The 23,083-nt window shown below is 71.0% G+C and carries 28 protein-coding genes; 19 read left to right on the top strand and 9 right to left on the bottom strand.

The genetic code is table 11. The annotated features are described in order from the left end of the window. The first annotated feature begins 50 nt into the window (after positions 1-50). From EDF48_RS02475 to EDF48_RS02445, 6 genes are all read left to right on the top strand, one after another. Positions 51-935 carry a S26 family signal peptidase gene (locus EDF48_RS02475; protein ID WP_131877883.1) on the top strand — a complete coding sequence of 295 codons (885 nt, stop codon included), beginning with the start codon at positions 51-53 and terminating at the stop codon, positions 933-935. Between the two features lie 11 nt (positions 936-946). After that, on the top strand, positions 947-1,786 hold the full coding sequence (locus tag EDF48_RS02470) for a LamG domain-containing protein (RefSeq protein WP_243698014.1): 840 nt from the start codon (positions 947-949) through the stop codon (positions 1,784-1,786). 381 nt (positions 1,787-2,167) lie between these two features. Further along, the gene (locus EDF48_RS02460) at positions 2,168-2,737 is read left to right on the top strand and encodes a manganese efflux pump MntP family protein (RefSeq protein WP_131877877.1); all 570 of its coding nucleotides are present in this window, start codon (positions 2,168-2,170) and stop codon (positions 2,735-2,737) included. A gap of 52 nt (positions 2,738-2,789) precedes the next feature. Beyond that, entirely contained in the window at positions 2,790-3,512 is a 723-nt protein-coding gene (locus EDF48_RS02455; protein WP_131877875.1) for an SDR family NAD(P)-dependent oxidoreductase, read from the top strand. A gap of 17 nt (positions 3,513-3,529) precedes the next feature. Then, positions 3,530-4,180: a dihydrofolate reductase family protein gene (locus tag EDF48_RS02450; protein WP_131877873.1), complete on the top strand. Its 651-nt coding sequence runs from the start codon at positions 3,530-3,532 to the stop codon at positions 4,178-4,180. Between the two features lie 165 nt (positions 4,181-4,345). Next, the gene (locus EDF48_RS02445; protein WP_243698013.1) at positions 4,346-4,945 is read left to right on the top strand and encodes a TetR/AcrR family transcriptional regulator; all 600 of its coding nucleotides are present in this window, start codon (positions 4,346-4,348) and stop codon (positions 4,943-4,945) included. Positions 4,946-4,957: 12 nt separating this feature from the next. Here EDF48_RS02445 and EDF48_RS02440 read toward each other — a convergent pair whose 3' ends face one another. Continuing rightward, positions 4,958-5,953, bottom strand: coding sequence for an NADP-dependent oxidoreductase (locus tag EDF48_RS02440; RefSeq protein WP_131877869.1), 996 nt, complete (start codon positions 5,951-5,953; stop codon positions 4,958-4,960). A gap of 154 nt (positions 5,954-6,107) precedes the next feature. On the opposite strand from EDF48_RS02440, the gene EDF48_RS02435 reads away from it, so the two are divergent. Next, positions 6,108-6,383 (top strand): hypothetical protein, encoded by a 276-nt coding sequence (locus EDF48_RS02435; protein WP_123292961.1) that lies wholly within the window; start codon positions 6,108-6,110, stop codon positions 6,381-6,383. Here EDF48_RS02435 and EDF48_RS02430 read toward each other — a convergent pair whose 3' ends face one another. Continuing rightward, positions 6,384-6,941: a MarR family transcriptional regulator gene (locus tag EDF48_RS02430; RefSeq protein ID WP_243698012.1), complete on the bottom strand. Its 558-nt coding sequence runs from the start codon at positions 6,939-6,941 to the stop codon at positions 6,384-6,386. 59 nt (positions 6,942-7,000) lie between these two features. On the opposite strand from EDF48_RS02430, the gene EDF48_RS02425 reads away from it, so the two are divergent. Further along, entirely contained in the window at positions 7,001-8,224 is a 1,224-nt protein-coding gene (locus tag EDF48_RS02425; RefSeq protein ID WP_131877867.1) for an FAD-dependent monooxygenase, read from the top strand. Positions 8,225-8,232: 8 nt separating this feature from the next. Here the strand turns inward: EDF48_RS02425 and EDF48_RS02420 are convergent, their stop codons facing one another. Beyond that, a complete protein-coding gene (locus EDF48_RS02420) occupies positions 8,233-9,024 on the bottom strand; it encodes an SDR family NAD(P)-dependent oxidoreductase (RefSeq protein WP_131845123.1) in 792 nt (263 codons plus the stop codon). A 107-nt stretch (positions 9,025-9,131) separates the two neighbouring features. On the opposite strand from EDF48_RS02420, the gene EDF48_RS02415 reads away from it, so the two are divergent. After that, the gene (locus EDF48_RS02415) at positions 9,132-9,626 is read left to right on the top strand and encodes a MarR family transcriptional regulator (protein ID WP_131845124.1); all 495 of its coding nucleotides are present in this window, start codon (positions 9,132-9,134) and stop codon (positions 9,624-9,626) included. Between the two features lie 125 nt (positions 9,627-9,751). On the opposite strand, the gene EDF48_RS02410 is transcribed toward EDF48_RS02415, so the two are convergent. Further along, positions 9,752-10,147: a MerR family transcriptional regulator gene (locus tag EDF48_RS02410; protein WP_131877865.1), complete on the bottom strand. Its 396-nt coding sequence runs from the start codon at positions 10,145-10,147 to the stop codon at positions 9,752-9,754. A gap of 96 nt (positions 10,148-10,243) precedes the next feature. Here EDF48_RS02410 and EDF48_RS02405 point away from each other — a divergent pair, with 96 nt between their 5' ends. From EDF48_RS02405 to EDF48_RS02380, 6 genes are all read left to right on the top strand, one after another. Further along, a complete protein-coding gene (locus EDF48_RS02405) occupies positions 10,244-10,945 on the top strand; it encodes an SDR family oxidoreductase (protein ID WP_123937081.1) in 702 nt (233 codons plus the stop codon). A gap of 150 nt (positions 10,946-11,095) precedes the next feature. After that, on the top strand, positions 11,096-11,554 hold the full coding sequence (locus tag EDF48_RS02400; RefSeq protein ID WP_123339352.1) for a hypothetical protein: 459 nt from the start codon (positions 11,096-11,098) through the stop codon (positions 11,552-11,554). 118 nt (positions 11,555-11,672) lie between these two features. Further along, positions 11,673-12,371 (top strand): GAF and ANTAR domain-containing protein, encoded by a 699-nt coding sequence (locus tag EDF48_RS02395; RefSeq protein ID WP_131877863.1) that lies wholly within the window; start codon positions 11,673-11,675, stop codon positions 12,369-12,371. Positions 12,372-12,383: 12 nt separating this feature from the next. Next, positions 12,384-13,100: a GAF and ANTAR domain-containing protein gene (locus EDF48_RS02390; protein ID WP_123339354.1), complete on the top strand. Its 717-nt coding sequence runs from the start codon at positions 12,384-12,386 to the stop codon at positions 13,098-13,100. A gap of 96 nt (positions 13,101-13,196) precedes the next feature. Next, positions 13,197-14,288: an acyl-CoA desaturase gene (locus EDF48_RS02385; RefSeq protein ID WP_131877861.1), complete on the top strand. Its 1,092-nt coding sequence runs from the start codon at positions 13,197-13,199 to the stop codon at positions 14,286-14,288. Positions 14,289-14,413: 125 nt separating this feature from the next. After that, on the top strand, positions 14,414-15,427 hold the full coding sequence (locus EDF48_RS02380) for a matrixin family metalloprotease (RefSeq protein WP_131877859.1): 1,014 nt from the start codon (positions 14,414-14,416) through the stop codon (positions 15,425-15,427). Between the two features lie 46 nt (positions 15,428-15,473). Here the strand turns inward: EDF48_RS02380 and EDF48_RS02375 are convergent, their stop codons facing one another. Continuing rightward, positions 15,474-16,124, bottom strand: coding sequence for an SDR family oxidoreductase (locus EDF48_RS02375; protein ID WP_131877857.1), 651 nt, complete (start codon positions 16,122-16,124; stop codon positions 15,474-15,476). A 107-nt stretch (positions 16,125-16,231) separates the two neighbouring features. Between EDF48_RS02375 and EDF48_RS02370 the strand changes: the two genes are divergently transcribed. After that, positions 16,232-16,720: a DUF4126 family protein gene (locus EDF48_RS02370; protein WP_123671330.1), complete on the top strand. Its 489-nt coding sequence runs from the start codon at positions 16,232-16,234 to the stop codon at positions 16,718-16,720. Further along, the gene (locus EDF48_RS02365; protein WP_131877855.1) at positions 16,720-17,691 is read left to right on the top strand and encodes an NAD(P)-dependent oxidoreductase; all 972 of its coding nucleotides are present in this window, start codon (positions 16,720-16,722) and stop codon (positions 17,689-17,691) included. The genes EDF48_RS02370 and EDF48_RS02365 overlap by 1 nt, the downstream gene beginning before the upstream one ends. A 16-nt stretch (positions 17,692-17,707) precedes the next feature. Here EDF48_RS02365 and EDF48_RS02360 read toward each other — a convergent pair whose 3' ends face one another. After that, complete coding sequence (locus tag EDF48_RS02360) at positions 17,708-18,406, bottom strand: carboxymuconolactone decarboxylase family protein (protein WP_131877853.1); 699 nt, start codon at positions 18,404-18,406, stop codon at positions 17,708-17,710. Positions 18,407-18,529: 123 nt separating this feature from the next. On the opposite strand from EDF48_RS02360, the gene EDF48_RS02355 reads away from it, so the two are divergent. Further along, positions 18,530-19,546 (top strand): aldo/keto reductase, encoded by a 1,017-nt coding sequence (locus tag EDF48_RS02355; protein WP_131878098.1) that lies wholly within the window; start codon positions 18,530-18,532, stop codon positions 19,544-19,546. Positions 19,547-19,626: 80 nt separating this feature from the next. Here the strand turns inward: EDF48_RS02355 and EDF48_RS02350 are convergent, their stop codons facing one another. Both EDF48_RS02350 and EDF48_RS02345 read right to left on the bottom strand, forming a co-directional pair. Further along, positions 19,627-19,830, bottom strand: coding sequence for a hypothetical protein (locus EDF48_RS02350; RefSeq protein WP_123671333.1), 204 nt, complete (start codon positions 19,828-19,830; stop codon positions 19,627-19,629). Continuing rightward, positions 19,827-20,699 (bottom strand): helix-turn-helix transcriptional regulator, encoded by an 873-nt coding sequence (locus tag EDF48_RS02345; RefSeq protein WP_165932302.1) that lies wholly within the window; start codon positions 20,697-20,699, stop codon positions 19,827-19,829. The genes EDF48_RS02350 and EDF48_RS02345 overlap by 4 nt, the downstream gene beginning before the upstream one ends. 86 nt (positions 20,700-20,785) lie before the next feature. On the opposite strand from EDF48_RS02345, the gene EDF48_RS02340 reads away from it, so the two are divergent. Continuing rightward, a complete protein-coding gene (locus EDF48_RS02340) occupies positions 20,786-21,670 on the top strand; it encodes an aldo/keto reductase (RefSeq protein WP_131877851.1) in 885 nt (294 codons plus the stop codon). Positions 21,671-21,742: 72 nt separating this feature from the next. On the opposite strand, the gene EDF48_RS02335 is transcribed toward EDF48_RS02340, so the two are convergent. Then, positions 21,743-23,008, bottom strand: coding sequence for a HAMP domain-containing sensor histidine kinase (locus EDF48_RS02335; RefSeq protein ID WP_207913210.1), 1,266 nt, complete (start codon positions 23,006-23,008; stop codon positions 21,743-21,745). Positions 23,009-23,083 lie beyond the last annotated feature (75 nt).

Genomic DNA, 23,083 nt, shown 5'->3' with positions numbered 1-23,083 from the left:
CCGTTCCACCAGCGCAGTAGCCGCACCCCACCGAGCCGCAGGAGCACGACATGAGCCAGACCGCAGCGATCCCGCTCAGCGGCACGCTCGACCGTCCGGTCCTCCGCGGTCGCGCGGTCACCCGGTCCGAGACCGTCCTCGCCTGGTTGCTCGCCCTGGTCGCCGCCCTGCTGCTCACCGCCGCGGTGCTGTTCCTGTCCGCCGGTGGCCGCTGGTTCGTCGTCGAGACGCCCTCGATGGGTGAAGCAGCCCCGGTGGGGACCCTCGTGCTCGACCTGCCGGTCGACGTCACGACCCTGCGCGTCGGCGACGTCGTCTCGTTCGAGACCTCCGCCAACCCCGACGTCGTCTACACGCACCGCATCATCGCGATCGACGCCGACGGCGGCCTGCACACCCGCGGCGACGTGAACGGCGCGGTCGACCCGTGGACGCTGTCGCAGGCCGACGTGATCGGCACCCCGGCGCTCCTGGTCCCGCACCTCGGCTGGCTGTTCCGCGCCGCCCCGATCCTGCTCATCGGCACGCTCCTGATCTTGACCCTGACCAGTGCCTTCACGGACCGGGTGACCCGCACCTGCCTCCGGATCGCGGGCTCCGCCCTGACGGTCTCGTACGCCGCGTTCGTGCTCAAGCCGTTCGTCAACGTGACGACCATCACGAACACCTCGAGCCCCACGGGCGTCGAGGCCACCGTCATCTCGTCCGGCATCTTCCCGGTGCGCGTCGATGCCCACGGCGGCAACACCGTGCACCTGGTCGACGGTGAGGTCGGCCGCATGGTCATCCACGAACTCACGAAGAACGGGCACTACCAGCTGACCTCGAACATCGACCTCGACCCGCTCGGGTGGGTGGCGCTGATCGCCATGTGCCTGGTGCCGCTCGTGGCCTGCCTGGCCGTCGGCCGCGTCGAGGCGGTGCGTCCCTCGTGATCCTCCGTCGCATGCGTGACGGCCGCGTCGTCGCCCTCCTGCTCGTGGTCGCCCTGGCTGTCGTCGTCCTGCTGAACCAGTTCGCGCCGACGCGCTCCGCCTACAGCGCCACCGTCCGGAACGACACGAACACCGCCGCGACCGCCCCGTACTTCACCTGCACGGGCGCCGTCGGAGCCGACACCGCGAACGCCCTGTTCGCGTACCGGCTCACCGAGTCGACGAACGCGAAAACCGCCACGGACTGGTCGGGCCGCGGCGTGAACGGCACCTACCAGGGATCGATGACGGCGGTCACGCCCGACCCGAACGCCTGCCCGCGCGACACCGGCAGTGCCTACGTGCTGAACGGCTCCACAAGCTACGTCTCCACCTCGCGCTCGTACGCCAACCCGACCACCTTCAGCGAGGAGGTCTGGTTCAAGACGACGGTCGCCGGTGGACAGCTCATCGGCTTCGGCAGCAGCCAGACCGGCGGGTCCGGGCAGCACGACCGGAAGCTCTACCTGAACACGAGCGGACAGCTCGTGTTCGGCACGTACAGCGGCACGACCCAGGTCGTCACCTCGCCCAAGGTGTACACCGACGGCACGTGGCACCACGCCGTGACGACGATGTCGCCGACGAACGGCATGCGCCTGTACGTCGACGGCACGCTGGTCGCGTCGAACGCGGCGTACAAGAACCCGGAGAGCTACACCGGCTACTTCCGGATCGGCTACGACACCGTCAGCGGATGGCCGGGCTCCCCGGCCAACCCCTACTTCACCGGTTCGATGCGGTACGCGGCCGTCTACGGGACGGAACTCTCCGCCACCCAGGTCGCCGCCCACGCAGCAGCCGGTCGCTGACGCGCCGCAGACCGGACGGGAGGCCCGTTGCGGGCCTGCCACGGGCCTCCCGTCCGCCCGCGGTCGCGCCCACCCCGCCCACCCCGCCCACCCCGCCAACCCCGCCCACCCCGCCGGCGAGGTTCCGAGATCTCGGAACCTCACCGGCGCGCAGCGCCCCGATCGGAACCTCGGCGGCACGCGGGCGGGGTGTCGTGGAACCTCGCGCAGCCCGACACCGCCGCGAGCCTTCCGTCAGGAACCGGGGCGGGCGCACCAACCCCCGGATTCGGCACGACGAATACCGCTGATCAGGCCTTTTCGTCCTCGGAACCATGCCAGGATCGTCAGGTCCTGAGACGTCGGCGTCTCCGTCCGACCGTCTCGAAAGGCGCCGCCCCCATGTCGTTCTGGGCCCTCTTCCTCATCGCGCTCGGCGTCTCCGCAGACGCCTTCGCCGTCGCCCTCGGCAAGGGCCTGCACATGAAGCGCTTCGACGTGCGGCACGCGCTCGTCATCGCGCTGACGTTCGGTGCGTTCCAGGCGCTCATGCCCCTGCTCGGATGGCTGCTCGGTTCGGCGTTCGCGCAGTACATCGCCGCCTTCGACCACTGGATCGCGTTCGGGCTGCTCGCGCTGATCGGCGGCAAGATGCTGTGGGAGGCGTTCTCGAAGCACGAGGACACCGAGCAGGACACCGACCGTCTGCCGATCCGCGAACTCCTGGTCCTGGCGATCGCGACGAGCATCGACGCCCTGGCCGTCGGTGTCACGTTGGCGTTCCTGCCGGTGTCGATCGGCGGCGCGGTGCTGCTCATCGGTGTGACGACGGCAGTGCTGTCCTTCGCCGGCGTGGTCGTCGGGCGCCGCGTCGGAGCCCGGTTCGGCAAGCCGGCCGAGATCGCCGGCGGTGTCGTGCTCATCCTGATCGGCGTGAACATCGTGCTCGAGCACACGGGCGTCATCGGCTGAGGCCGCGGTGTCGCGCCGCACGCGCCCGCGCCACCCGGCGCATGATGAACGCATGTCCCGCATCCTCGTCACCGGCTCGACCGACGGCCTCGGGCGGGCGACCGCCGACACCCTGCTCCGCGACGGGCACGACGTCGTCGTGCACGCCCGGAGCACGGCACGGGCGGAGGCAGTCGCCGACCTGCTCGACCGTGGTGCCACGCTCGTCGTCGCCGACCTGTCCGACCGCGACGCCGTGATCGCCGCTGCGCGCGACCTCGACGCCGGCGACCCGATCGACGCGGTCGTGCACAACGCCGGCGTGATCTCCGGCCGTGCGCTGATCCCGGTCAACGTCGTCGCGCCGTACCTGTTCACCGCGCTGCTCCACGCGCCGACCCGGCACGTGTACCTGAGCAGCGGGATGCACCGCGGCGGCCGGCCCCGACTGGACGGCGTCGACTGGGACGGCACCGCGGAGACCAACACGTACTCGGACACCAAGCTCTTCGTGACCGCGCTCGCCGCCGAGGTCGCGGCGCGCCGGCCCGGGGTCCTGAGCAACGCCGTCGACCCGGGTTGGGTCCCGACCAAGATGGGCGGCGCGGGGGCGTCGGACGACCTCGAGCTCGGGCACCGTACCCAGGAAGTCCTCGTGACCGACCCCGACGCAACCGTCAGCGGTGGTTACTGGTTCCACGGACAGCGGCAGGAGCCGCACCAGGCGGTGGCTGACCCGCAGTTCCTCCGCCAACTCGTCGACGCCCTGGCGACGGCGACGGGCATCACCCTCTGAAGCAGGACAGGAGCACCATGTCGACGGTCAGGGTCCACAACTTCGCGATCTCGCTCGACGGGTACGGCGCCGGAGCCGACCAGTCGATCGACCGGCCGTTCGGGCACGCCGACGGCCGACTCATGGGGTGGTTCGCCGCCACTGCCACCTTCCGCGCGATGCAAGGAGCGTCCGGCGGGACCACCGATGTCGACGACGAGTTCGCCCGCGCCTGGGGACCGGAGATCGGTGTCGAGATCATGGGGCGGAACAAGTTCGGACCCCAGCGCGGACCGTGGCCCGACGACGGCTGGACCGGGTGGTGGGGCGACGAACCGCCGTTCCACACGCCCGTGTTCGTGCTCACCCACCACCCGCGCGAGCCCCTCGAGATGGCGGGCGGGACGACCTTCCACTTCGTCGACGCCACCCCGGCGGAAGCGCTCGAGCTCGCCCGCCAGGCCGCACCGGGCCGGGACGTCCGGATCGGCGGCGGGGTCGAGACCGTCCGCGAGTTCCTGCAGGCCGACCTGGTCGACCACCTGCACCTGGTCGAGGTGCCGATCGTGCTCGGCCGCGGCGAGCGGCTCTGGGACGGACTCGAGGGGATCGAGGAGCGCTTCGCCGTCGAGACGGTCGCGTCGCCGTCGGGCGTCGTGCACCGCACGTTCACGCGGGCGGCGCGCTGACCGCCGGGGGCACTGAACGCAGGGGGCGGCGGACGGGAGGAACGGTGCGGGCCCGCCACGGGCCTCCCGTCCGCACTGCGCGCCACGTCGACGACCGACGGCGGTCCCGGGGTTCTCCTGCGGATGGCAGGATTGGTCGACCCCATCGCCGATCAGATCCGGAGTGTGCACGTGACACAGGTTCCAGGTCGGCGTGAGCGGAACCGGCAGGACAAGCTCGACCGGATCACGGCTGCTGCCGGCGAGTTGTTCGCCGAGCACGGCGTCGACGACGTGACGACGCAGCAGATCGCGGAGCGCGCGGACATCGGAGCCGGCACGCTCTTCCTGTACGCGAAGACCAAGGGCGAGTTGCTGCTGCTGGTGCAGAACGCGAAGTACGACGAAGCGCTCGAACAGGGCCGTCGAGCTGCTGAGGCGACCGACGACGTGCTCGATGCGGTGCTCGCGCTCGTGACGCCGATCGTCGCCTGCAACCGGGTGCAGGTGTCCAACGGGCGGACCTACCTGCGGGAGATGGCCTTCGGGGACCCTGGCGAGCCGCATCATGCGCGAGCGCTCGCGATCTCGGGGATGACCGAGCAGGCGATCGCGGCGATCCTGATCGACCGCGGTGGTCTCGACGACGCACGGGCCGCGACGCTCGCGCACGTGGTCTCGGCGGTGGTGTTCGTCACCATGGTGTCGCACGTCGACCCCGAGACCAGCGTGGCGAGCGTCGTCGAGTCGATCCGGGCGCAGCTCGGGGCGGTCCTGCCGCGCTGAGCCGGACTCCCGTCAGGCGACGGTGACGACGGTCTTGCCGCGCACGCGGCTCGTCCCGATCGACGCGAGCGCTTCGGGGGTCTGGTCGAAGGCGAACGTGGCGCCGACCACCGGGCGGATCGCGCCGGCCTGCACGAGGTCGGCGATCTGCTGGAGCTGCGCGCCGTCCGCTCGCATGAACAGGAACTCGTACGTGACCCCGAGTCGCTTCGCCTGCGCGCGGACCCCGCGGCTGATGCCGGCGATGACCAGTCGGATCACCGGGCCCAGCCCGGCCTCCTTCGCGAAGGCGGGGTCAGGGGTGCCGTTGATGCTCACGACCTTGCCGCCGGGGCGCAGCACGCGCAGGGACTTCTCGAGGTTCTCGCCGCCCAGACTGTCGAGGACGAAGTCGTAGTCGGACAGTTCCTGCTCGAAGTCCTGGGTGCGGTAGTCGATCACCACGTCGGCACCGAGCTCGCGGACGAAGTCGGCGTTGGCGGCCGACACCGTGGTGGCGACGTGGGCACCGAGGTGCTTGGCGAGCTGGATCGCGATCGTCCCCACGCCACCGGAGCCCGCGTGGACGAGCACCTTCGTGCCCGGTCCGACCCTGCCCTTCTCGACGAGCGCCTGCCACGCGGTCAGGGCGACGAGCGGCATCGAGGCAGCCTCGGCTGCGCTCACGTTCGACGGCGCGCGGGCGACGTCGGCTTCGTCGACGGCGATGCGCTCGGCGAACGTGCCGATGCGGTGGTCACGGGGGCGGGCGAAGACCTCGTCGCCGGGCTTGATCCGTCGGACGCCTGCGCCGACCGCGATCACGGTGCCGGCGACGTCGTGGCCGAGGACGAGCGGGGTCTTGTACGGCAGGATCAGCTTGAACTCGCCCTGGCGGATCTTCTCGTCGAGCTGGTTCAGGCCGGCGGCGGCGACGGCCACGAGGACGTCGTGGTCGCCGACGACCGGTTCGGGGACGTTGGTCTCGCGGAGGGGCTGCTTGTGCTGGTCGAACGCGAAGGCGCGCATGGTGGTGCTCCTGAGGGTCGATGAGAAGACTCAATTCTGAGTGCACTCAGTAACCGATGTCAATCGGTCGACGTTGGGCCACCCGCACGAGGAGGGACTACCGTCGACCGCAGGTGACCCAGGCCCCCGGCTGCCGGCACGATCTCCTCGTCCGATGCCGACCGGAAACGCCATGTCCTCCTCGCAGACCGATCTCCCACACCAGCACGACCCGACGAGCTGGACCGCGCTCGAGGTCGGCCGGTGGGAAGCCCGCTCCGGCCGGTCCCACATCGGAACAGTCGTCTTCACGAACCGGTACGAAGTCCGTGGGTGGTCGGGCGAGGTCTTCGGCGACCACACGAGCCTGGAGAGCGCGAAGGCACAGGTCGAGGCGATGGCGCGGTGGAGCCTCGGTGAGCGACCGTGGTCACCCGACGGAGTCGACTGATCAGTCCATCGCGTCGTCGTAGATCCCGATCAGGCGGTCGAGGAACGCCTGCACCGTGGCGCGCTCGCTGTCGTCCATGTCGGCGACGACGTCCTCGATCCCCTCGATCAGCGGCAGCACCAGGTCGTACGCACGATCGGACGACCGCTCGGCTGCGGTGACCACGAGCTTCCGGCCGTCGCTGGGGTGCCGCTCGCGCGTGACGTGGCCGGCGGACTCGAGTCGGTTGAGCACGAGGGTCATGGCGGCGGTGGAGATCTCCAGTCGCCGCGCGAGCTCGGTCGGGGTGGACCGTCCGTGGGTGATGAGGTGGTCCATCGCCTCGAGCCCGGCCGCGTCGACGTCGAGTGTCCGGGCGAGGTGTCGCTCGAAGCGCTGCTGCCGCACCCCGACCTGCTGCACCCGTGCGCGGATGTCGTCGTCGGGCAGCGGTCGCCCGTCGCGACGGGCGGCTTCGCGGTCGCGTCGGTCCTCGCGGTCGCGTCGATCTTCGCGGTCGCTCCGGGCGTCGCGGTCTCGTCGTCCGTCGGTGGGCGCTGTCGGTTCGTCGTGCGGCACGAGGTCGATGGTAGTCGTGTAGATTGCCAATCTAATTGGTAATCAAGATTCGAGGCAACATGTCGACCGACCGCAAGCGCGTCCTCATCTCCGGTGCGAGCATCGCCGGACCCGCCCTGGCCTACTGGCTGCACCGGTACGGCTACGACACGACGATCGTCGAGCGCGCGCCGGAGCTCCGGACCGGCGGCCAGAACGTCGACGTGCGGGGCGCCGGGCGCGAGGTCTCGCGGCGGATGGGGATCGAGGACGACATCCGTGCCGCCACGACCGGTGAGGTCGGCACGCGGTTCATCGGCCGCTCCGGTTCGGTCATCGCGGAGTTCCCGGCCGGAACCACGGACTCGGGCGGCGCCACCGCGGAGCTCGAGATCCTGCGCGGTGACCTCGCGCAGCTGCTGGTCGGCCGGACCACCGACACCACCGAGTACCGGTTCGGCGACCGCATCACCGGCATCGCGGACAACGACGGCGCCGGCGACGGCGTGACCGTGCAGTTCGAGCACGCCGCCGACGAGCGGTTCGACCTGGTGGTGGCGGCGGACGGCATCGGGTCGAGCACCCGGCGACTGGTCTTCGGCGACGAGCCCGAGATCCGGTCCCTCGGCCTCGAGACCTCCTACGCGACGATCCCCCGCACCGATGCCGACGACGACTGGTGGCGCTGGTACAACGCACCGGGTGGTCGGTCGGTCACCCTCCGTCCGGACCCGCACGGCACGATCCGGGCGACGCTGTCGTTCGTGACCGACCGGACACGGGAGCGCGCCGGCTCCGAGCGACGGTCGATCGAGGAGCAGCGCCGGCGACTACACGAGGTCTTCGCCGATGCCGGCTGGGAAGCACGTCGTGTGCTCGCGGGCATCGACGCCGCTGACGACCTGTACTCCGAGTCGATCGGGCAGGTCCGTGCGCCGCGGTGGTCCGAGGGTCGGGTCGCTCTCGTCGGCGACGCCGCGTACTGCGCCTCGCCGGTCAGCGGCATGGGCACGAGCCTGTCGCTCACGGGGGCGTACGTGTTGGCCGGCGAACTCGCCGCCCACGTCGACCACCGCGATGCATTCCGGGGCTACGAGCGCATCATGCGGCCGTACGTCACCCAGGCGCAGCAGCTGCCGCCGGGGGTGCCGCGGGTCGCGAACCCGAAGAGCCGGCTCGGGATCGCCGCGTTCGGTGCTGCGGTTCGGGTCGCCTCCACCCCGTTCATCGGTCGGCTCGGCGACCGCTTCTTCACGCCGCCGGCGGACGCGATCGACCTGCCGGACTACGCACACCTCGGCTGACGTGCCACCTACAGGAGCCCGGTCAGGACGCCGCCGTCAGCCCGGATCGCGGCGCCGTTCGTCGCGGAGGACAGCGGGCTCGCGAGGTAGGTGACGAGCGCCGCGATCTCGGCCGGGTCGATGAAGCGCTCGAGCAGGCTGGTCCGGTTCTGACCGATGATCGCGGCCTGCATCGCCTCGACCGGAAGAGCCTGCGCCTCGGCGATCGCCTCGACCGTCGTCGCGACACCGTCGGAGTACGTGGGACCGCCGAGGACGGTGTTGATCGTGACCGAGGTCCCACGTGTCTGCTTCGCGAGTCCGTTCGCGAGCGCGATCACCGCGGCCTTGGTCACGCCGTAGTGCACCATGTCCGCGGGGACGTTCACGCCGGACTCGCTGCCGATGAACACGATGCGACCCCACCCGCGTTCGAGCATCCCGCCGAGCAGGTGCCGCGACAGGCGGACCCCGCTCATCACGTTGACCTCGAAGTACCGGGACCAGTCCTCGTCGGCGATCGACTCGAAGGCGGCGAGGCCGAAGAGTCCGACGTTGTTGACGAGGACGTCGACGTCGTCGAGGGACCCGAGCAGTCGGGTGACGTCGCCCGGGTCTCCGAAGTCGGCCGCGATCCCGGACACCGTGGTTCCCGGCTGGTCACGCCGCAGGCGATCGACGGCTGCTTCGACCCGGGCATCCTCCCGGCCGTTGACGATCACGCGCATGCCCTCGGCCGCGAGTGCGGAGGCGATCGCGTACCCGATGCCCTGCGTCGATCCGCTGATGAACGCCGTTCTGCCTCGGAGTTGCAGGTCCATGGATCCTCCTTCGTCGTCCCGCGTCACTCGACCCGGTGACTTGCCTGAGCAAGTCACCGTACGGCCGTTTACTTGCTCAGGCAAGTCACCGGTCGTACGATGCCGTGATGGCACCGCCCGATGAACCACACGGCCTGCGCGGCGAACGACTCGAGATCTGGGCAGCCGTGGCGACGATGCTCGAACGGCTCCCGGTCGCCCTGGACGCCCAACTCCAACGAGACAGTGGCCTCACGCACTTCGAACTCGGGGTCCTCACCGCCCTCGACGCCGCGCCGGACAGGACCCTGCGGATGAGCACGCTCGCCGGGTACGCGAGCTCGACGCTCTCGCGACTGTCCCGCGCGGTGACTCGGCTCGAGGCGAAGGGGTGGGTGCGCCGCGTGGTCGACCCGACGGACGGCCGCTTCACCCTCGCGGTCTTGACGGATGACGGGCACGGCAAGGTCCTCGAGTCGACGCCCGCGCACCATGCCCTGGTCGAGCGCCTGGTGTTCGACACGCTCACCGAAACCCAGACGCGGCAGCTCGGGGTCATCGCGCGGAGCATCGGCGACGCAGTGGACGCAGCTCCGGCGTGGACGCCGCCTGCGACGCGCTGATCTGACCGCGCGGCGGTCGAGGGGCCGATTCCGCGACGCTGGCGGCGCTCTGGTCGTGACCAGATGACGGACGGGAGGCCCGTGGCGGACCCGCCACGCGCCTCCCGTCCGTCCCGCACCACGTCTCAGGCCGCGACCGCTCCGTCTGCCGGCTCACGCAGGGCCGGGCAGTGCTCGGCAGTCGGGTGCTCGCTGATGGCGATGACCTCGTCGAGCCGGCCACGCGCGGCCTCGAGCTCCGCCATCTGCGCCGTGATCCGGTCGCGCTCGGCCACGAGCAGCGCGAACGACTCCGGTGTCGCGTGCCCGCTGTCCACGCACGGCAACAGCTGCACGATGGTGCGGCTCGGCAGACCGGCGGCGAACAGCTGCTGCACGAGCTGGACGCGCTCGACCGCCGGGGTGTCGTAGACGCGCTGCCCGCTGGTGGTCCGCGACGCGGTGAGCAGTCCCTGCTCCTCGTAGTACCGCAGCGAGCGCACGCTGGCACCCGTCTCTGCGGCGAGGTCGCCGATCCGCATGCGGACTCCGATCCGGGGCTTGCCCCTGACATCGATGTGAGGTCTTAGCGTAACCGAGCCGCTGCGGGAGAGACCCGCGCGGCAGGAGGAGACACCATGGACATCGCTGGATCGGTCGCACTCGTCACGGGCTCGAACCGGGGCATCGGACGCCGCTTCGTCCTGCAGCTGCTGGAGCGCGGCGCCACCAAGGTCTACGCGACCGCACGCCGACCCGAGCTCGTGGACATCGAGGGCGTCGTGGCGCTGCCGCTCGACATCACCGACCCGGCGTCGGTCGAGGCGGCGGCCGCAGCCGCTGGCGACGTCACCCTGCTCGTGAACAACGCGGGCATCTCGACGACGGGCTCGCTGCTCACCGACGACCTGACCGATGCGCGCCGCGAGATGGACACGCACTACTGGGGGAACCTCGCGATGATCCGGGCGTTCGCACCGGTGATCGAGCGGAACGGCGGCGGCGGCATCGTGAACGTCCTGTCCGCACTGTCCTGGTTCGTCTACCCGGGATCCGGCGCGTACGCGGCGGCGAAGGCCGCCGAGTGGAACCTGACGAACGCCGTCCGATTGGAGCTCGCCGGCAAGGGGATCAGCGTGCAGGGGCTGCACCTCGGGGCGGCGGACACGGACATGATGGACGGCTACGAGGGGCCGAAGGTCGACCCGGCCGACGTGGCGCGGGCCGCGCTGGACGGCGTCGAGCGGGGCGCGGCCGAGGTCGTCGTCGACGAGTGGAGCAGTGCGGTGAAGGCGTCGCTGTCGCAGGACCCGTCGGCGTTCTACGCGCAGTTCGCCTGAGCGGGGTGGCGCCGGGGCGTGGTGGAGCCCCGGCGTCGGGCCGCGGCTGGGAGTGCTCACATCCGCGGGTCCCACACTGACGCCACGGTGTCGCCGTACCGAGTCCGAGATCCTCTCGAGCTCCCGCGGGGATCCGCCAAGGGAGTCATCATGACGGACCAGTCCGAGGCGGCCTCGACGCCGCTCGCGCTCACGAGTGTGGTGGCCTCCGGCCTGCCCACCGAGCTCGGCAAGCCCACGGCGGCGAAGTACTACGACGTCCCGGCGGTGTTCAACCGCCGACCCGACGCAGCCGAGATGGCCGGCCTGCGCGGTGCCGACGGACACGCGCAGCTCGTGACGGCCGGCTACCCCGACGTCACGCTCGACGTGCAGGACCGGCGTCTCGTCATCGGCAACACGAACCTCGGACAGCTCGAACGCGGTCTCGCCACGGTGGTCGCGACGATCGTCGACGTCGTGAGCCGGGCGTCGTTGTTCGACAAGGAGCAGGTCCGTGACGCAGCGCGCATCGAGTTCGACGACCGCACGGCCCGGGCCCGCGAGGTCACGCGGGCGGCGGAGCGGATCCACTTCGTGCCGGAGCCGTCGCGCGTCAGCGCGGGCTGACCGTGTCCGCGCGGGTCGACGTGCCCGGCGGGCGACGCCAGCGGGGCACTGCGCTAGCGTTGCACAACGCGGGGGCCGGATCAGCCCCGCGTTCACGGACCCGGACGGTTTCCTCGCGATGAACGACTTCACGACGGCAGTCTCCGCACTGCAGGCCGCACCCGACGGCGCCGACATGTGCCCGCCGTTCCTGACGACGCTGCCCGTCACCGGGGTCGGCATCTCCACCCTCGGCAACCCGCTCGGGTCGGCGACGGTGTGCGCGAGCGACGCGCGCGCCGCGCGGATCGACGAGATCCAGTTCGACCTCGGCGAGGGCCCGTGCTGGCAGGCGTTGACGACCCGCCGCCCGGTCCTGGAGTCCGACCTGTCCGGCACGACGAACACCGACTGGCCGCTCGCGCTCGAGGAACTCCTGCGCGCCGGGGTCGGGGCGGTGTTCTCGTTCCCGATGCGCATCGGGACGATCCCCGTCGGCGCCGTCGACCTTTCCGTGGACAGCGAGCGCACCCTGACCGTGGGGCAGATCCGCGGCGCCGTGGAGCTCACCGAGGTCGCAGCCCGTCGGGTGCTCCGTGGTGCGTTGCTCGCCGCGGCCGCCGACGGCCGTGCCGACATGGGCACCAGCCGCTACTCCCGACGAGAGGTGCACCAGGCGACCGGCATGGTCGCAGCACAGCTCGGGGTGGACGTCACCGACGCCCTCCTCGTGCTGCAGGCGCACGCCTTCGCCACCGAACGCACCGTCCGCGACGTCGCCACCGACGTCATCGCTCGCCGCATCGACCTCGCCCGGCCGTACGGTTCCGAGAACTGAGGAGCACGCACCATGGCACCGACCCGCGAGCGCCGGCTCATCGACACCTTCGTCACGCTGACCGACACCCTCGTCGACGAGTACGACGTCGTCGACCTGCTGCAGAACCTGGTCGACAGCGTCGTCGACATCTTCGACGCCTCGGCGGCCGGCATCCTGCTGGCCAACCAGCACCAGGAACTCGAGGTCGTGGCGTCGACCAGTGAGCGGTCCAGCTTCGTCGGACTCCTGCAGCTCGACGCCGGCGAAGGGCCGTGCGTGGAGTGCTTCGCGACCGGCCGTCCGGTGTCCGTCAGTGACCAGGCGGAGATGCAACGCCGGTGGCCGACGTTCGCGGCCGCGTCCGCCGAGTCGGGGTACGCGTCGGTGCACGCGATCCCGATGCGGTTGCGGGACACCACGCTCGGGTCGCTCAACCTGTTCCGCGAGACCGAGGGGGCGCTGAACCGCGACGACGCCCTGGCTGCACAGGCCCTGACTGACGTCGCGACCATCAGCATCCTGCAGCAGCGGACCCTGCAACACGCGGCGCTGACGCAGGCGCAGTTGCAGCGAGCCCTCGACAGCCGGGTCGTGATCGAACAGGCCAAGGGGTTCGTCGCGTACACGCACTCGGTCGACACCGAGGCGGCGTTCGAACTGCTGCGGCAGTACGCGCGGTCGAACCAGGAGCGCCTCGCCGACGTCGCTCGGGCCATCGTCGAACGCCGCCTGGTCCTCCCCGCCTGATCCCGTGTGTCCCCGGTCCGGGCCGGCGTACGATCACGAGCAAGTCGTAGCCCCGGACCCCGGTTGCAGGCGCAGCACTGGATCCAGGAGGAAACCATGGGCGACGAACTGGTCGTACCGACGGGCTACCGGAAGACCGAACGACGGTCGCCTCGGACCGACACCACCTCCACGTACACCGCGCTGCTCGCGCAGGTCCGCACCGCTGGGCTCCTCGGTCGCCGCACGGGCTGGTACTGGGGCCTCATCGCAGTGCTCGCCGCGCTGCTCGGCATCACCGGCGGGGCGTTCGCCGTGCTCGGCGGCTCCTGGTACCAGTTGATCGTCGCCGGGGTGCTGGGCGCACTGTTCACGCAGTTCGCGTTCCTGTCGCACGAGGCTGCCCACCGACAGGTCTTCGCGTCGCACCACTGGAACGACCGAGCGGCCCGGTACGCCGGCACGTTCCTGACCGGCATCAGCTACGCGTGGTGGATGAACAAGCACACCCGGCACCACGCCAACCCGAACACCGTCGGCAAGGACCCGGACATCTCGTTCGACGCGATCTCGTTCCGACCCGAGGACGCTGCCAGCCGGACCGGGTTCCTGCGTGTGCTCGTCCGCGTGCAGGGGTACGCGTTCTTCCCGATGCTCCTGGTCGAGGGTGTGAACCTGCACTGGCAGTCGATCCGCACGTACACGAGCCGTGGCCCGGTGAAGCGACGGTGGGCCGAGGGATCGGTCTTCGTCGGCCGGTTCGTGCTCTACCTGGGTGTCGTGTTCTGGTTCCTGCCGGTCGGCTTGGCCTTCGCGTTCCTCGGTGTGCAGCTCGCCGTGTTCGGGTTCCTCATGGGGATCGCGTTCGCGCCGAACCACAAGGGCATGCCCGTCATCGAACCCGGCCGCCGCGTGGACTTCTTCTCGCGCCAGGTCCTGACCTCGCGCGACATCGGTGGTGGCGCCTGGGTCGAGTACTTCATGGGTGGCCTGAACCACCAGGTCGAGCACCACCTGTTCCCGAGCATGGCCCGACCGAACCTGCGGGCCGCCCGGGACATGGTCCGGAAGTACTGCGCGGACCAGGGCGTGCCGTACACCGAGACGACGCTGGTGCACTCCTACGTCATCGTGGTCCGCTACCTCAACGAGGTCGGTCTCGCGGCTCGCGATCCGTTCGCGTGTCCGATGGTCGAGCGGCTGCGCTGACCGACCGCGACGGCTGGGCGCTTCCTGTCCTGTCGGCGCAGCCCTGGACCTGACGGGGGCTCATCGGCGAGCATGGACCCGATCAGGGACGGCGGGCACAGGGGCCCACCGCGGGAAGGGCAACCATGCGTCCTGTCAGGAACACGCTCACCACCGGAGCGGTCATCGCACTCGTCGTCGGCCTCACCGCGACGGCGGCACCCGCGCAGGCGGCGACGCCGGGGGCATCCACGCCGGGGGCCGGTACCCGCTGCGCCACGGGGACGCTCTCGGTGCAGACGCTCCGGTCGGGGTGCACGGTCTCGTCGGGCACGGTCGCGCTGCCGGACGGCCGCACCTTCGCCGTGCCGGCACCCGGTGAGAGCGTCATGGCCAGCAGCTCGGCTGCGCCGGGTGCTCCGGAGCTGGCGGAGGTCGTCATCGCGAACACCGGCACCGGCGGTGTCGCGGTCCGCATCGACGAGGGGTGGAGCGGTTCGGCGCCCGCCGTGCGCCGCGAGCAAGCGAGGAGCGCGGCGGCCAGCGCCGCCGCCAGCGCACCCGCAGCACCGGCCGCCACGGCCGCGGCCACCACCAAGTGCACCAGCACGGCCAACGCACGGAACCCGTACCGCTGGTCGAGCACGGTGCAGTGGTACTACAACGAGTCCGGCCAGAAGTCGTCGTACGCCAAGGACGCCCTGCGCAAGGCGGCGAACGCGTGGACCGGCACGATCGCGTCGTGCGACCGAACCGTGACCTCGTCGGCCCGGAACTCCTACGTGCGCCTGGCGACCCAGGTGCCCGGGCTCACCGACAAGGGCGGCTGCTCGAAGAGCAACGGCTACAGCGTCGTCGGATGGGGCAAGCTCCCTTCCGGCACCCTCGGCGTGACGTGCGTCTGGTACGACGGCAACGGCATTGCGAAGGAGTCCGACCAGCGGTACGCCACCAGCTACAAGTGGAGCTCGACGACCGCCTGCTCGGGCGCACGGTTCGACACCCAGGCCGTCGCCACCCACGAGTGGGGACACCTGTACGGACTCGGCCACGTCAAGACCGGAACCGGTCAGGTCATGGAGCCGTCCGGCGGGTACTGCGACACCGGCTCACGCACGCTCGGGCTCGGCGACATGACCGGCATCGCAGCGATCTACTGAAGCGCGGCTGCGGGCCGCGGGCCGTCGTCAGACCCCGTCGGGGTCCTCAGACAGCGTCGGCGCGGAGGAAGTCCGCGATCGGGGTCGATCCCGAGTTGAACCGGATGGTGTTGCCCGCCGTGCCGGGGGTCTCGAGCACGTCGGCGATCACGTGTGCGACGTCGCCGCGCGGCACGTCGCTCGACGAGCCCGCCCAGTCGACCGAACCGGTGGCGTCGTCGTCCGTCAGGGTGCTCGGCGCCACGATGGTCCACTGCAGACCGGAGTCGCGCACCACGGCGTCGGCGATCGCCTTCGACTGCGCGTAGGCGAAGAAGTCGTTGTCCTGCGGTACCCCGTGGTCGAGCTGCGACCCGGACCACGACACCATGACGTAGCGGTCGACGCCAGCCTGCTTCGCGCCCTGCACCGACAGGATCGCGGCGTCGCGGTCGATCGCCCAGGTGCGGTCGGCGGACCCGCCGCCGGCACCGGCCGACCACACGACGGCGTCGTGCCCGTGGACGAGCTCCGCGAAGTCGGTCAGGGACTGCTGCTGGATGTCCGCGACACGGGGTTCGCCGCCGTGGGCACGGATCTCGTCGGACTGGTCCGCGTCGCGGATGACCGAGGTGACCGAGTGGCCGCGGTCGCTGAGGATGCGGGTGGTGAGGAGTGCGACCTTGCCGTGGCCGCCGAAGACGATGACGTTGCTCATGCGGCGGACGCTACTCGGGCCGGCTCAGTACCCGCAGTCCGTGAGGACCCTCGGAGCGCTCGCGGCCCGCGTGCGTACGGTCGGACCTGATCACGACTGGAGACACGATGAGCACGCAGCACGAGCAGCACACCCTGGTCCGCACCCTGGTGCTCGGCATCCTGAGCGGCGGCCGCAGCGCCACCCCGCTCGCGGTGCTGGCGCTGAACCACGACCGGTCCTCGCTGAAGGGGTCGTGGCAGGACTGGAAGGTCTTCAGCACCCCGCTCGGCCGCGGACTCCTCGTCGCCTCGGCCGTCGGTGAACTCATCGGCGACAAGCTGCCGATGACCCCGAACCGCATCTCCCCCGCCGGCCTGATCGGCCGCATCGGGTCCGGTGCGCTCGTCGGCGCAGCACTCGGCACGACCGGCAAGCGCGACCTGCGCATCGAGGGCGCGATCCTCGGCGGCGTCGGTGCGATCGTCGGGTCGTTCGTCGGGTGGGGTGCCCGCAAGCTCGTCGGTGCCACCACCCGCCTGCCCGACCCGGTCGTGGCGCTCGCCGAGGACGCCGCGACCATCGCCGGCTCCGTGAAGGTCATCACCGCCGACTGATGCGCATCGTCGTCATCGGAGCCACCGGCCACATCGGCACGTTCCTCGTCCCCCGCCTCGTCCGCGCCGGTCACGAGGTCGTCGCCATCAGTCGCGGCACCAGCACCCCCTACGCCGACTCCCCCGAGTGGCAGCGGGTCGAACGCGTCACCGCGGACCGTGAGCAGGAGGACCGCGACGGCACGTTCGGAGCGCGGATCGCTGCGCTCGACGCCGATGCCGTCGTCGACCTGGTCTGCTTCACCGAGTCGTCCGCCGCCGCCCTCGTCGAAGCGCTCCGCGGCACGGGCACGCACCTCGTGCACTGCGGCTCGATCTGGCGCGCGGGTGCATCCCGTGTGCTGCCGATCACCGAGGACGACTTCACGCCGCCCTTCGGCGACTACGGCGTGCAGAAGGACGCGATCGCGCGGATGCTCAAGGAAGAAACCGTGTCAGGGGGTTTGGCGACGACGACGCTGCACCCGGGTCACATCAGCGGTCCGGGCTGGATGCCGATCGGTCCGCTCGGCAACCTCGACCCGTCGGTGCTGACGAGGCTGTCCGCCGGCGAGGCGATCGAGGTCCCCGGTCTCGGTGCCGAGACCATGGCCCACGTGCACGCGGACGACGTTGCGCAGGCCTTCCAGCTCGCCGTCGAACACCGCGAGGCGGCGGTCGGCGAGGACTTCTTCATCACGGCGCCGACGGCGCTCACCGCGCGTGGGTACGCCCACCTGGCAGCGTCGTGGTTCGGCCAGGAGGCCCGGCTCGAGTCCGTCAGCTGGGACCGGTTCCGCGAGACCACCACTCCAGAGCACGCTGGCGCCAGCTGGGAGCACCTGTCACGCAGTCAGGTGTTCAGCGTCGAGAAGGCCCGCCGCCTGCTCGGTCACGCGCCCGGGTTCACCGCCGAACAGACGGTGCTCGACGCCATCCGCTGGCAGGTCGACCACGACCAGCTCGAGGTCGCAGGCCCCCTCGTCGTCTGAGGGACCGGCCGCGACCTCAAGCGGCGGGCGCACCCTCGTTCACGGCGGCGAGCCCGTTGAGCGTCCGCGGGTAGCCGATCACCGGCACCAGGACGGTGAGCACGTCGAGCAGCTGTTGCCGGGTGTTCCCGACGTGCAGGTTGCCCGCGACGTGTCCCGTGACCTGCGCGTCCGCGCCGCCGAGCGCGACGAGGACCGCGAACGTCAGCAGCTCACGCGTCGGCAGGTCGAGCCCGTCCCGTCCGACGGTGTCACCGAAGCAGTTGCCGGACAGGAAACGCTGGAAGTGCACGGTGTCGTCGGCCGCGTTCTCGTACATCGCGTCGACACGTCCGGCGCCGACGACGGCGCTCTGGACCGCACGGCCCCGTTCGAGTCGGTCGTCGGGGGTGGTCGTCGACCGGCCCGGGAGCGGCAGCTCGACACCGCGCGCGATCAGCACGTCGTTGGTGATCGTGAGGAAGTCCGAGGCGCGTGCGGACCCGACGTAGGCGACGGCCTGGTACCCGATCTCCTTCGCCTCGACCGGGGTCAGCGAGCCGTCGAGCGCGGTGCCGAGCAGCTGTCGGAAGGCGGTCTGCGCGCCGGCGGCGATCATCGCGCCGAGCTGCACGACCGCGCGGTCGTGGCTGCTGAGCGACGCGTGCTGCAGCGTATCGTCCACGAAGTCGGCGTGGTACTGGGCGAACTCGGGGTCGGTCTCGGCGAACGTCATGCCCCCGACGCTACGACCGCCCCGCCGACCGAGGGAGGTAAGGGCCTCCCCCCTTTCGCCGTGGGTGACCGGCCTAGCGTGGCAGCCGTGCCCGGCGAGACCCGCGGGCACGGAGAGGAAACCATGGAGTACCGCCAGCTCGGACGCACCGGCGTCGAGGTGAGCCCGCTCGCTCTGGGCACCATGATGTTCGGCCCGTGGGCGAACGCCGACGTCGACGACTCGATCCGGATCATCCACCGTGCCTTCGACGCGGGCATCAACTTCGTCGACACCGCCGACGCCTACTCGGACGGCGTCTCCGAGGAGATCGTCGGCAAGGCCATCAAGGACCGCCGTGACGACGTCGTGCTCGCCACCAAGTTCTTCATGCCGATGGGTGAGGGCCCGAACCGCTCCGGGGGCTCGCGCCGCTGGATCATGCAGGAGGTCGAGAACTCCCTGCGCCGCCTCGGCACGGACCACATCGACCTGTACCAGGTGCACCGTCCGTCCCCGACGACGGACGTCGAGGAGACCCTGGGCGCCCTGACCGACCTGGTCCGCCAGGGCAAGGTCCGGAACATCGGATCGTCGTCGTACTCGGGCGCCGAGATCGTCGAGGCCCAGTGGACCTCGGAGCGCCGTGGCCTGGAGCGCTTCCGCACCGAGCAGCCGCCGTACTCGATCCTGGTGCGCGGCATCGAGGAGGACGTCCTGCCGACCACGCAGCGCTACGGCATGGGCACCCTCGTCTACAGCCCGCTCGGCGGCGGCTGGCTCAGCGGCCGCTGGCGCAAGGACGCTCCCGGGACCCCGACGGCGAAGCACCGCCCCGCGGCCCGGTTCGACATGTCGACGCCCGCGAACCAGCGGAAGCTCGACATCGTCGAGGAACTCGCACTCCTGGCCGAGTCGCAGGACATGTCCCTCATCGAGATGTCGCTGGCGTGGGTGATCCGGCACCCCGGCGTCACGAGCGCGATCATCGGCCCGCGCACCATGGAGCAGCTCGAGTCGCAGCTCCCTGCCGCCGACCGCGTGCTCAGCGACGAGGTCCTGGACCGCATCGACGAGCTCGTCGCACCGGGCGTCACGATCAACCCCGACGACAACAGCTACGGGCAGCACACCCTGGTGCCCGCCGCACGTCGCCGGTGAACGCGACCGACTGACGGACGGGAGGCCCGCGGCCAGCTGGCCACGGGCCTCCCGTCCGCCATCTGGGCACGCGCGCAACGTCAGCGACGTCGGAACAGCTCGCCGAGGTGCCACGGGCCGGGCGCGAGCCGCACAGCGGCCTCGGCACGCACGCGCTCCTCGAGCGCACGGTCGCGGGTCAGGTCGTGGATCTCCTGCTCCGCGCGCCAGCGGAACCGCAACCGGCCCAGGAACCCGAGCGGCGCGGCGGCTGCGGTCGTCGGGACGGACTCGGTCTCGCTCATGCGTCCTCCGGTTCCGGGACGGCTGCGGCCGTCGTGGCGACGAGGTTCGCGAGCAGCTGCAGGCGCTCCTCGGACGGTGAGCCCGGCTCGGTGCCGTAGGCGATGAGCGTCAGACCGGTGTCGGTCGCGAGCTCCATCGTCTCGTACGTCAGGTCGAGGTCGCCGACCTCGGGGTGGTGCACCCGCTTCGAGCCGTTCAGGTGCCGCATGACGCCGTGCGCGGCCCAGCGCTGCCGGAACTCCTCGCTGCGGGTGGAGAGCTCGCCGATCAGGTCGGTCAGCCCCTTGTCGTACGGCGACCGGGCGGCCTCGGCACGGAGCACGGCCACCATGTCGCTCGCGACGACGTCCCAGTCGCGCCAGAACTCCTGACCGCGCGGGTCGAGGAACGCGAAGCGGGCGGTGTTCGGGGTGCCGGCGGGGTCGAGGAAGAGCGGCGAGTAGAGCGCACGTGCCAAGGCGTTGCCGGCCAGGAAGTCCGAGCGGCCGTTCCGGACCCACGCGGGCATCGTCATGCCGTCGAGCATGCGCTGCACGTTCGGTCGGACCTTCGACGTCGGGGGCTTCCGCCGCGTGGTCGCCGAGGCGTTCTGCACGCGGGCCAGGTCGAACAGGTGCGCGTGCTCGGCGTCGTCGAGGCGCAACGCGCGCGACAGCGACTCGAGCACGCTCTCCGAGACGCCGGTGAGGTTCCCGCGCTCGAGGCGGATGTAGTAGTCGACACTCATGCCGGCGATGAGCGCGAGCTCCTCGCGGCGGAGACCCTTGACCCGTCGGGCGCCACCGAAGTCGGGCAGCCCGACCTGCTGCGGCGTGACCCGCTCGCGGCGGGTGCGGAGGAAGTCGCGCACTTCGCTCTTGGTGTCCATGCGTCCACGGTAGGACGGTGCCGGGCGGGGAAGAAGGGGTTGCTGGTACCCGTCAGGGTCAGGGGCACCGGCCTAGCGTCGTGGGCATGGACACACTCACCCTCAACAACGGACTCGAGATCCCCGCGATCGGCTTCGGCGTGTTCCAGAGCGCACCCGACGAGACCGTGGACGCGGTCCGCACGGCACTGGAGACCGGGTACCGCCACATCGACACCGCCGCCGCGTACGGCAACGAACGCGAGGTCGGCGAGGGCATCCGCGCCTCCGGCGTCGACCGCGACGAGATCGTGGTCGAGACGAAGATCTGGGTCTCCGACTACGGCTACGACGAGACCCTGCACGCGTTCGAGAAGGCCACCGGCAAGCTCGGGTTCGACCGCGTCGACGTGCTGATCCTGCACCAGCCCGCGCCGGACCGCTTCGAACGGACGGTGCAGGCGTACAAGGCGCTCGAGACGCTGTACGCCGACGGTCGGATCGGAGCGATCGGCGTGAGCAACTTCATGCCGCACCACCTGCAGTCGCTGCTCGACGCGACCGACGTCATCCCGGCGCTCAACCAGGTCGAGCTGCACCCGTACTTCACGCAGCCGGACGTGCAGCGCGCCGACGCGGAGCACGGGGTCCTCGACCAGGCGTGGTCCCCCATCGGCGGGATCACCTTCTACCCGGGTTGGGGTGACGAGCGGGTCAGCGTGATGGACGACCCGATGATCCGGACCATCGCCCAGAGGCACGGCAAGACGCCGGCGCAGGTGATGCTCCGCTGGCACGTGCAGCAAGGGCGGAACGCGATCCCGAAGTCGACGAACCCCGGACGGATCGCGGAGAACTTCGACGTCTTCGACTTCGTGCTGTCCGACGACGACCTCAGGGCCCTGGACGCGCTCGACACGGGCCGCCGGAACGGCCCGGACCCCGACGGTGCGGACACGAGCCGCTTCGAGCGGGTGATCCCGGAGGCCTGACGCGACCAGGAGACGGCCAGGAGGCCCGTGGCGGCGCCGCCACGGGCCTCCTGGCCGTCACGGGGTCGGCACTCAGGCGAGCGGGTCGCCGTCCGGCGGCTCGTCCGTCCTCGTCGGGGCGCCCGGCACGGCGCGCTCCGGCAACCAGATGACGAAGGTCGACCCGTCGGAGCCGCGACTCTCGAGGCGGAGGCGGCCCTCGTGGCTCTCCACGATCTGGCGCGCGATCGACAGCCCGAGGCCGCTGCCGGTGGAGGCGTCCGAGGACTCCCGGTAGAAGCGGTCGAACACCCGTGGCCGGGCATCGTCGGCGATGCCGGGGCCCTCGTCACGCACCGCGAGCCACGCCCACCCACGGACGCTCCCGACGCCGATCGTCACGGTGGAGCCGACGGGTGCGAGCCGGACGGCGTTCGAGAGCAGGTTGCCGAGTGCGCGCGACAGGGCGTCGGGATCGGCGAACACCACCGGGCCGCCGTGGATCCGCTCGCGGATCGTGAGGTCGCGGCGGCTCGCCAGGACCCCGTACTCCGCAGCAGCGGACGCGGCCAGCCGCGCGACGTCGACGTCGCGGTCGGTGAAGGCCTCGGACCGGGTGCGGGCGGTCGCGAGCAGGTCCTCGAGCAGGCGGCTCATCCGCCGGGTGGACTGCAGCACGACGTCGGCTGACGCCTGCCGTTCGGCCGGGGTGGCGGCGTCGTCCGCGAGGACGGCCTCGACGTTCGACTGCACGACGGCGACGGGGTTCCGCAGTTCGTGGGAGACGTCCTCGACGAGCATCCGTTCGGCCCGGAACGCGCGGTCGAGCCGGTCGAGCATCCCGTCGATGGTGTCGGCGAGGGTGTGCAGCTCGTCGGGAGGCCCTGACGCGTCGATGCGGCGTGACAGGTCGGTCGCGGTGATCTCCTGCGTCGCCCGGGTGATCGCACCGACGGGGCGGAGCGCGCGGCCGGCGACCCACCAGCCGATCGCCAGGCTCAGGACGAACATCACGACGAGGGCGATGATCGAGTACTGCTGCAGCGACTGCAGGGACGTGTAGTTGACGGCGCCCTGCACCGTCTCGAGGTCGGCGACCTGGAACTGCTCGCCGGGCTTGTAGACGATCGTGCCGTCGGCGGCCTTGTAGAACTTCTTCACCGTGACGGGGTTGAGGGGCTCGGCGCTGACCGTGCTCGACAGGGCGACGTAGACGGCGGCGAGGGCGAGTGCGGTGATCCCGAACAGGACGGCGCTGTACGTCAGGGTCAGGCGCATCCGGATCGTGCGTGCCCAGGCCGGCAGGCGGAGGAACCGGCGGTGGCCGACCTCGCGCCTGGCGCGGTCGAGCGCGCTCACGACGCAGCGCCGGCAGCGCCGGCCGCGCCGACCGCCCGTACCGGCGCGGCTGGCGCTCCGAGCGTCGACGAGTCC

Origin of the sequence: Curtobacterium sp. PhB191, from assembly GCF_004346515.1 — a bacterium.
Taxonomy (GTDB): domain Bacteria; phylum Actinomycetota; class Actinomycetes; order Actinomycetales; family Microbacteriaceae; genus Curtobacterium.
The sequence above is the reverse complement of the archived record's forward strand: the minus strand, read 5'-3'. Positions and strand labels throughout refer to the sequence as shown.

Excerpts from the sequence above, each read along its gene's own strand:
- EDF48_RS02435 (WP_123292961.1), top strand. The coding sequence starts at position 6,108 with ATGCCGACCGGAAACGCCATGTCCTCCTCGCAGACCGATCTCCCACAC.
- EDF48_RS02365 (WP_131877855.1), top strand. The coding sequence starts at position 16,720 with ATGCGCATCGTCGTCATCGGAGCCACCGGCCACATCGGCACGTTCCTC.
- EDF48_RS02345 (WP_165932302.1), bottom strand. The coding sequence starts at position 20,699 with ATGGACACCAAGAGCGAAGTGCGCGACTTCCTCCGCACCCGCCGCGAG.
- EDF48_RS02440 (WP_131877869.1), bottom strand. The coding sequence starts at position 5,953 with ATGCGCGCCTTCGCGTTCGACCAGCACAAGCAGCCCCTCCGCGAGACC.
- EDF48_RS02475 (WP_131877883.1), top strand. The coding sequence starts at position 51 with ATGAGCCAGACCGCAGCGATCCCGCTCAGCGGCACGCTCGACCGTCCG.
- EDF48_RS02380 (WP_131877859.1), top strand. The coding sequence starts at position 14,414 with ATGCGTCCTGTCAGGAACACGCTCACCACCGGAGCGGTCATCGCACTC.
- EDF48_RS02350 (WP_123671333.1), bottom strand. The coding sequence starts at position 19,830 with ATGAGCGAGACCGAGTCCGTCCCGACGACCGCAGCCGCCGCGCCGCTC.
- EDF48_RS02390 (WP_123339354.1), top strand. The coding sequence starts at position 12,384 with ATGGCACCGACCCGCGAGCGCCGGCTCATCGACACCTTCGTCACGCTG.
- EDF48_RS02460 (WP_131877877.1), top strand. The coding sequence starts at position 2,168 with ATGTCGTTCTGGGCCCTCTTCCTCATCGCGCTCGGCGTCTCCGCAGAC.
- EDF48_RS02420 (WP_131845123.1), bottom strand. The coding sequence starts at position 9,024 with ATGGACCTGCAACTCCGAGGCAGAACGGCGTTCATCAGCGGATCGACG.
- EDF48_RS02375 (WP_131877857.1), bottom strand. The coding sequence starts at position 16,124 with ATGAGCAACGTCATCGTCTTCGGCGGCCACGGCAAGGTCGCACTCCTC.
- EDF48_RS02385 (WP_131877861.1), top strand. The coding sequence starts at position 13,197 with ATGGGCGACGAACTGGTCGTACCGACGGGCTACCGGAAGACCGAACGA.
- EDF48_RS02400 (WP_123339352.1), top strand. The coding sequence starts at position 11,096 with ATGACGGACCAGTCCGAGGCGGCCTCGACGCCGCTCGCGCTCACGAGT.
- EDF48_RS02455 (WP_131877875.1), top strand. The coding sequence starts at position 2,790 with ATGTCCCGCATCCTCGTCACCGGCTCGACCGACGGCCTCGGGCGGGCG.
- EDF48_RS02405 (WP_123937081.1), top strand. The coding sequence starts at position 10,244 with ATGGACATCGCTGGATCGGTCGCACTCGTCACGGGCTCGAACCGGGGC.
- EDF48_RS02470 (WP_243698014.1), top strand. The coding sequence starts at position 947 with ATGCGTGACGGCCGCGTCGTCGCCCTCCTGCTCGTGGTCGCCCTGGCT.
- EDF48_RS02395 (WP_131877863.1), top strand. The coding sequence starts at position 11,673 with ATGAACGACTTCACGACGGCAGTCTCCGCACTGCAGGCCGCACCCGAC.
- EDF48_RS02450 (WP_131877873.1), top strand. The coding sequence starts at position 3,530 with ATGTCGACGGTCAGGGTCCACAACTTCGCGATCTCGCTCGACGGGTAC.
- EDF48_RS02360 (WP_131877853.1), bottom strand. The coding sequence starts at position 18,406 with ATGACGTTCGCCGAGACCGACCCCGAGTTCGCCCAGTACCACGCCGAC.
- EDF48_RS02415 (WP_131845124.1), top strand. The coding sequence starts at position 9,132 with ATGGCACCGCCCGATGAACCACACGGCCTGCGCGGCGAACGACTCGAG.
- EDF48_RS02410 (WP_131877865.1), bottom strand. The coding sequence starts at position 10,147 with ATGCGGATCGGCGACCTCGCCGCAGAGACGGGTGCCAGCGTGCGCTCG.
- EDF48_RS02370 (WP_123671330.1), top strand. The coding sequence starts at position 16,232 with ATGAGCACGCAGCACGAGCAGCACACCCTGGTCCGCACCCTGGTGCTC.
- EDF48_RS02355 (WP_131878098.1), top strand. The coding sequence starts at position 18,530 with ATGGAGTACCGCCAGCTCGGACGCACCGGCGTCGAGGTGAGCCCGCTC.
- EDF48_RS02425 (WP_131877867.1), top strand. The coding sequence starts at position 7,001 with ATGTCGACCGACCGCAAGCGCGTCCTCATCTCCGGTGCGAGCATCGCC.
- EDF48_RS02340 (WP_131877851.1), top strand. The coding sequence starts at position 20,786 with ATGGACACACTCACCCTCAACAACGGACTCGAGATCCCCGCGATCGGC.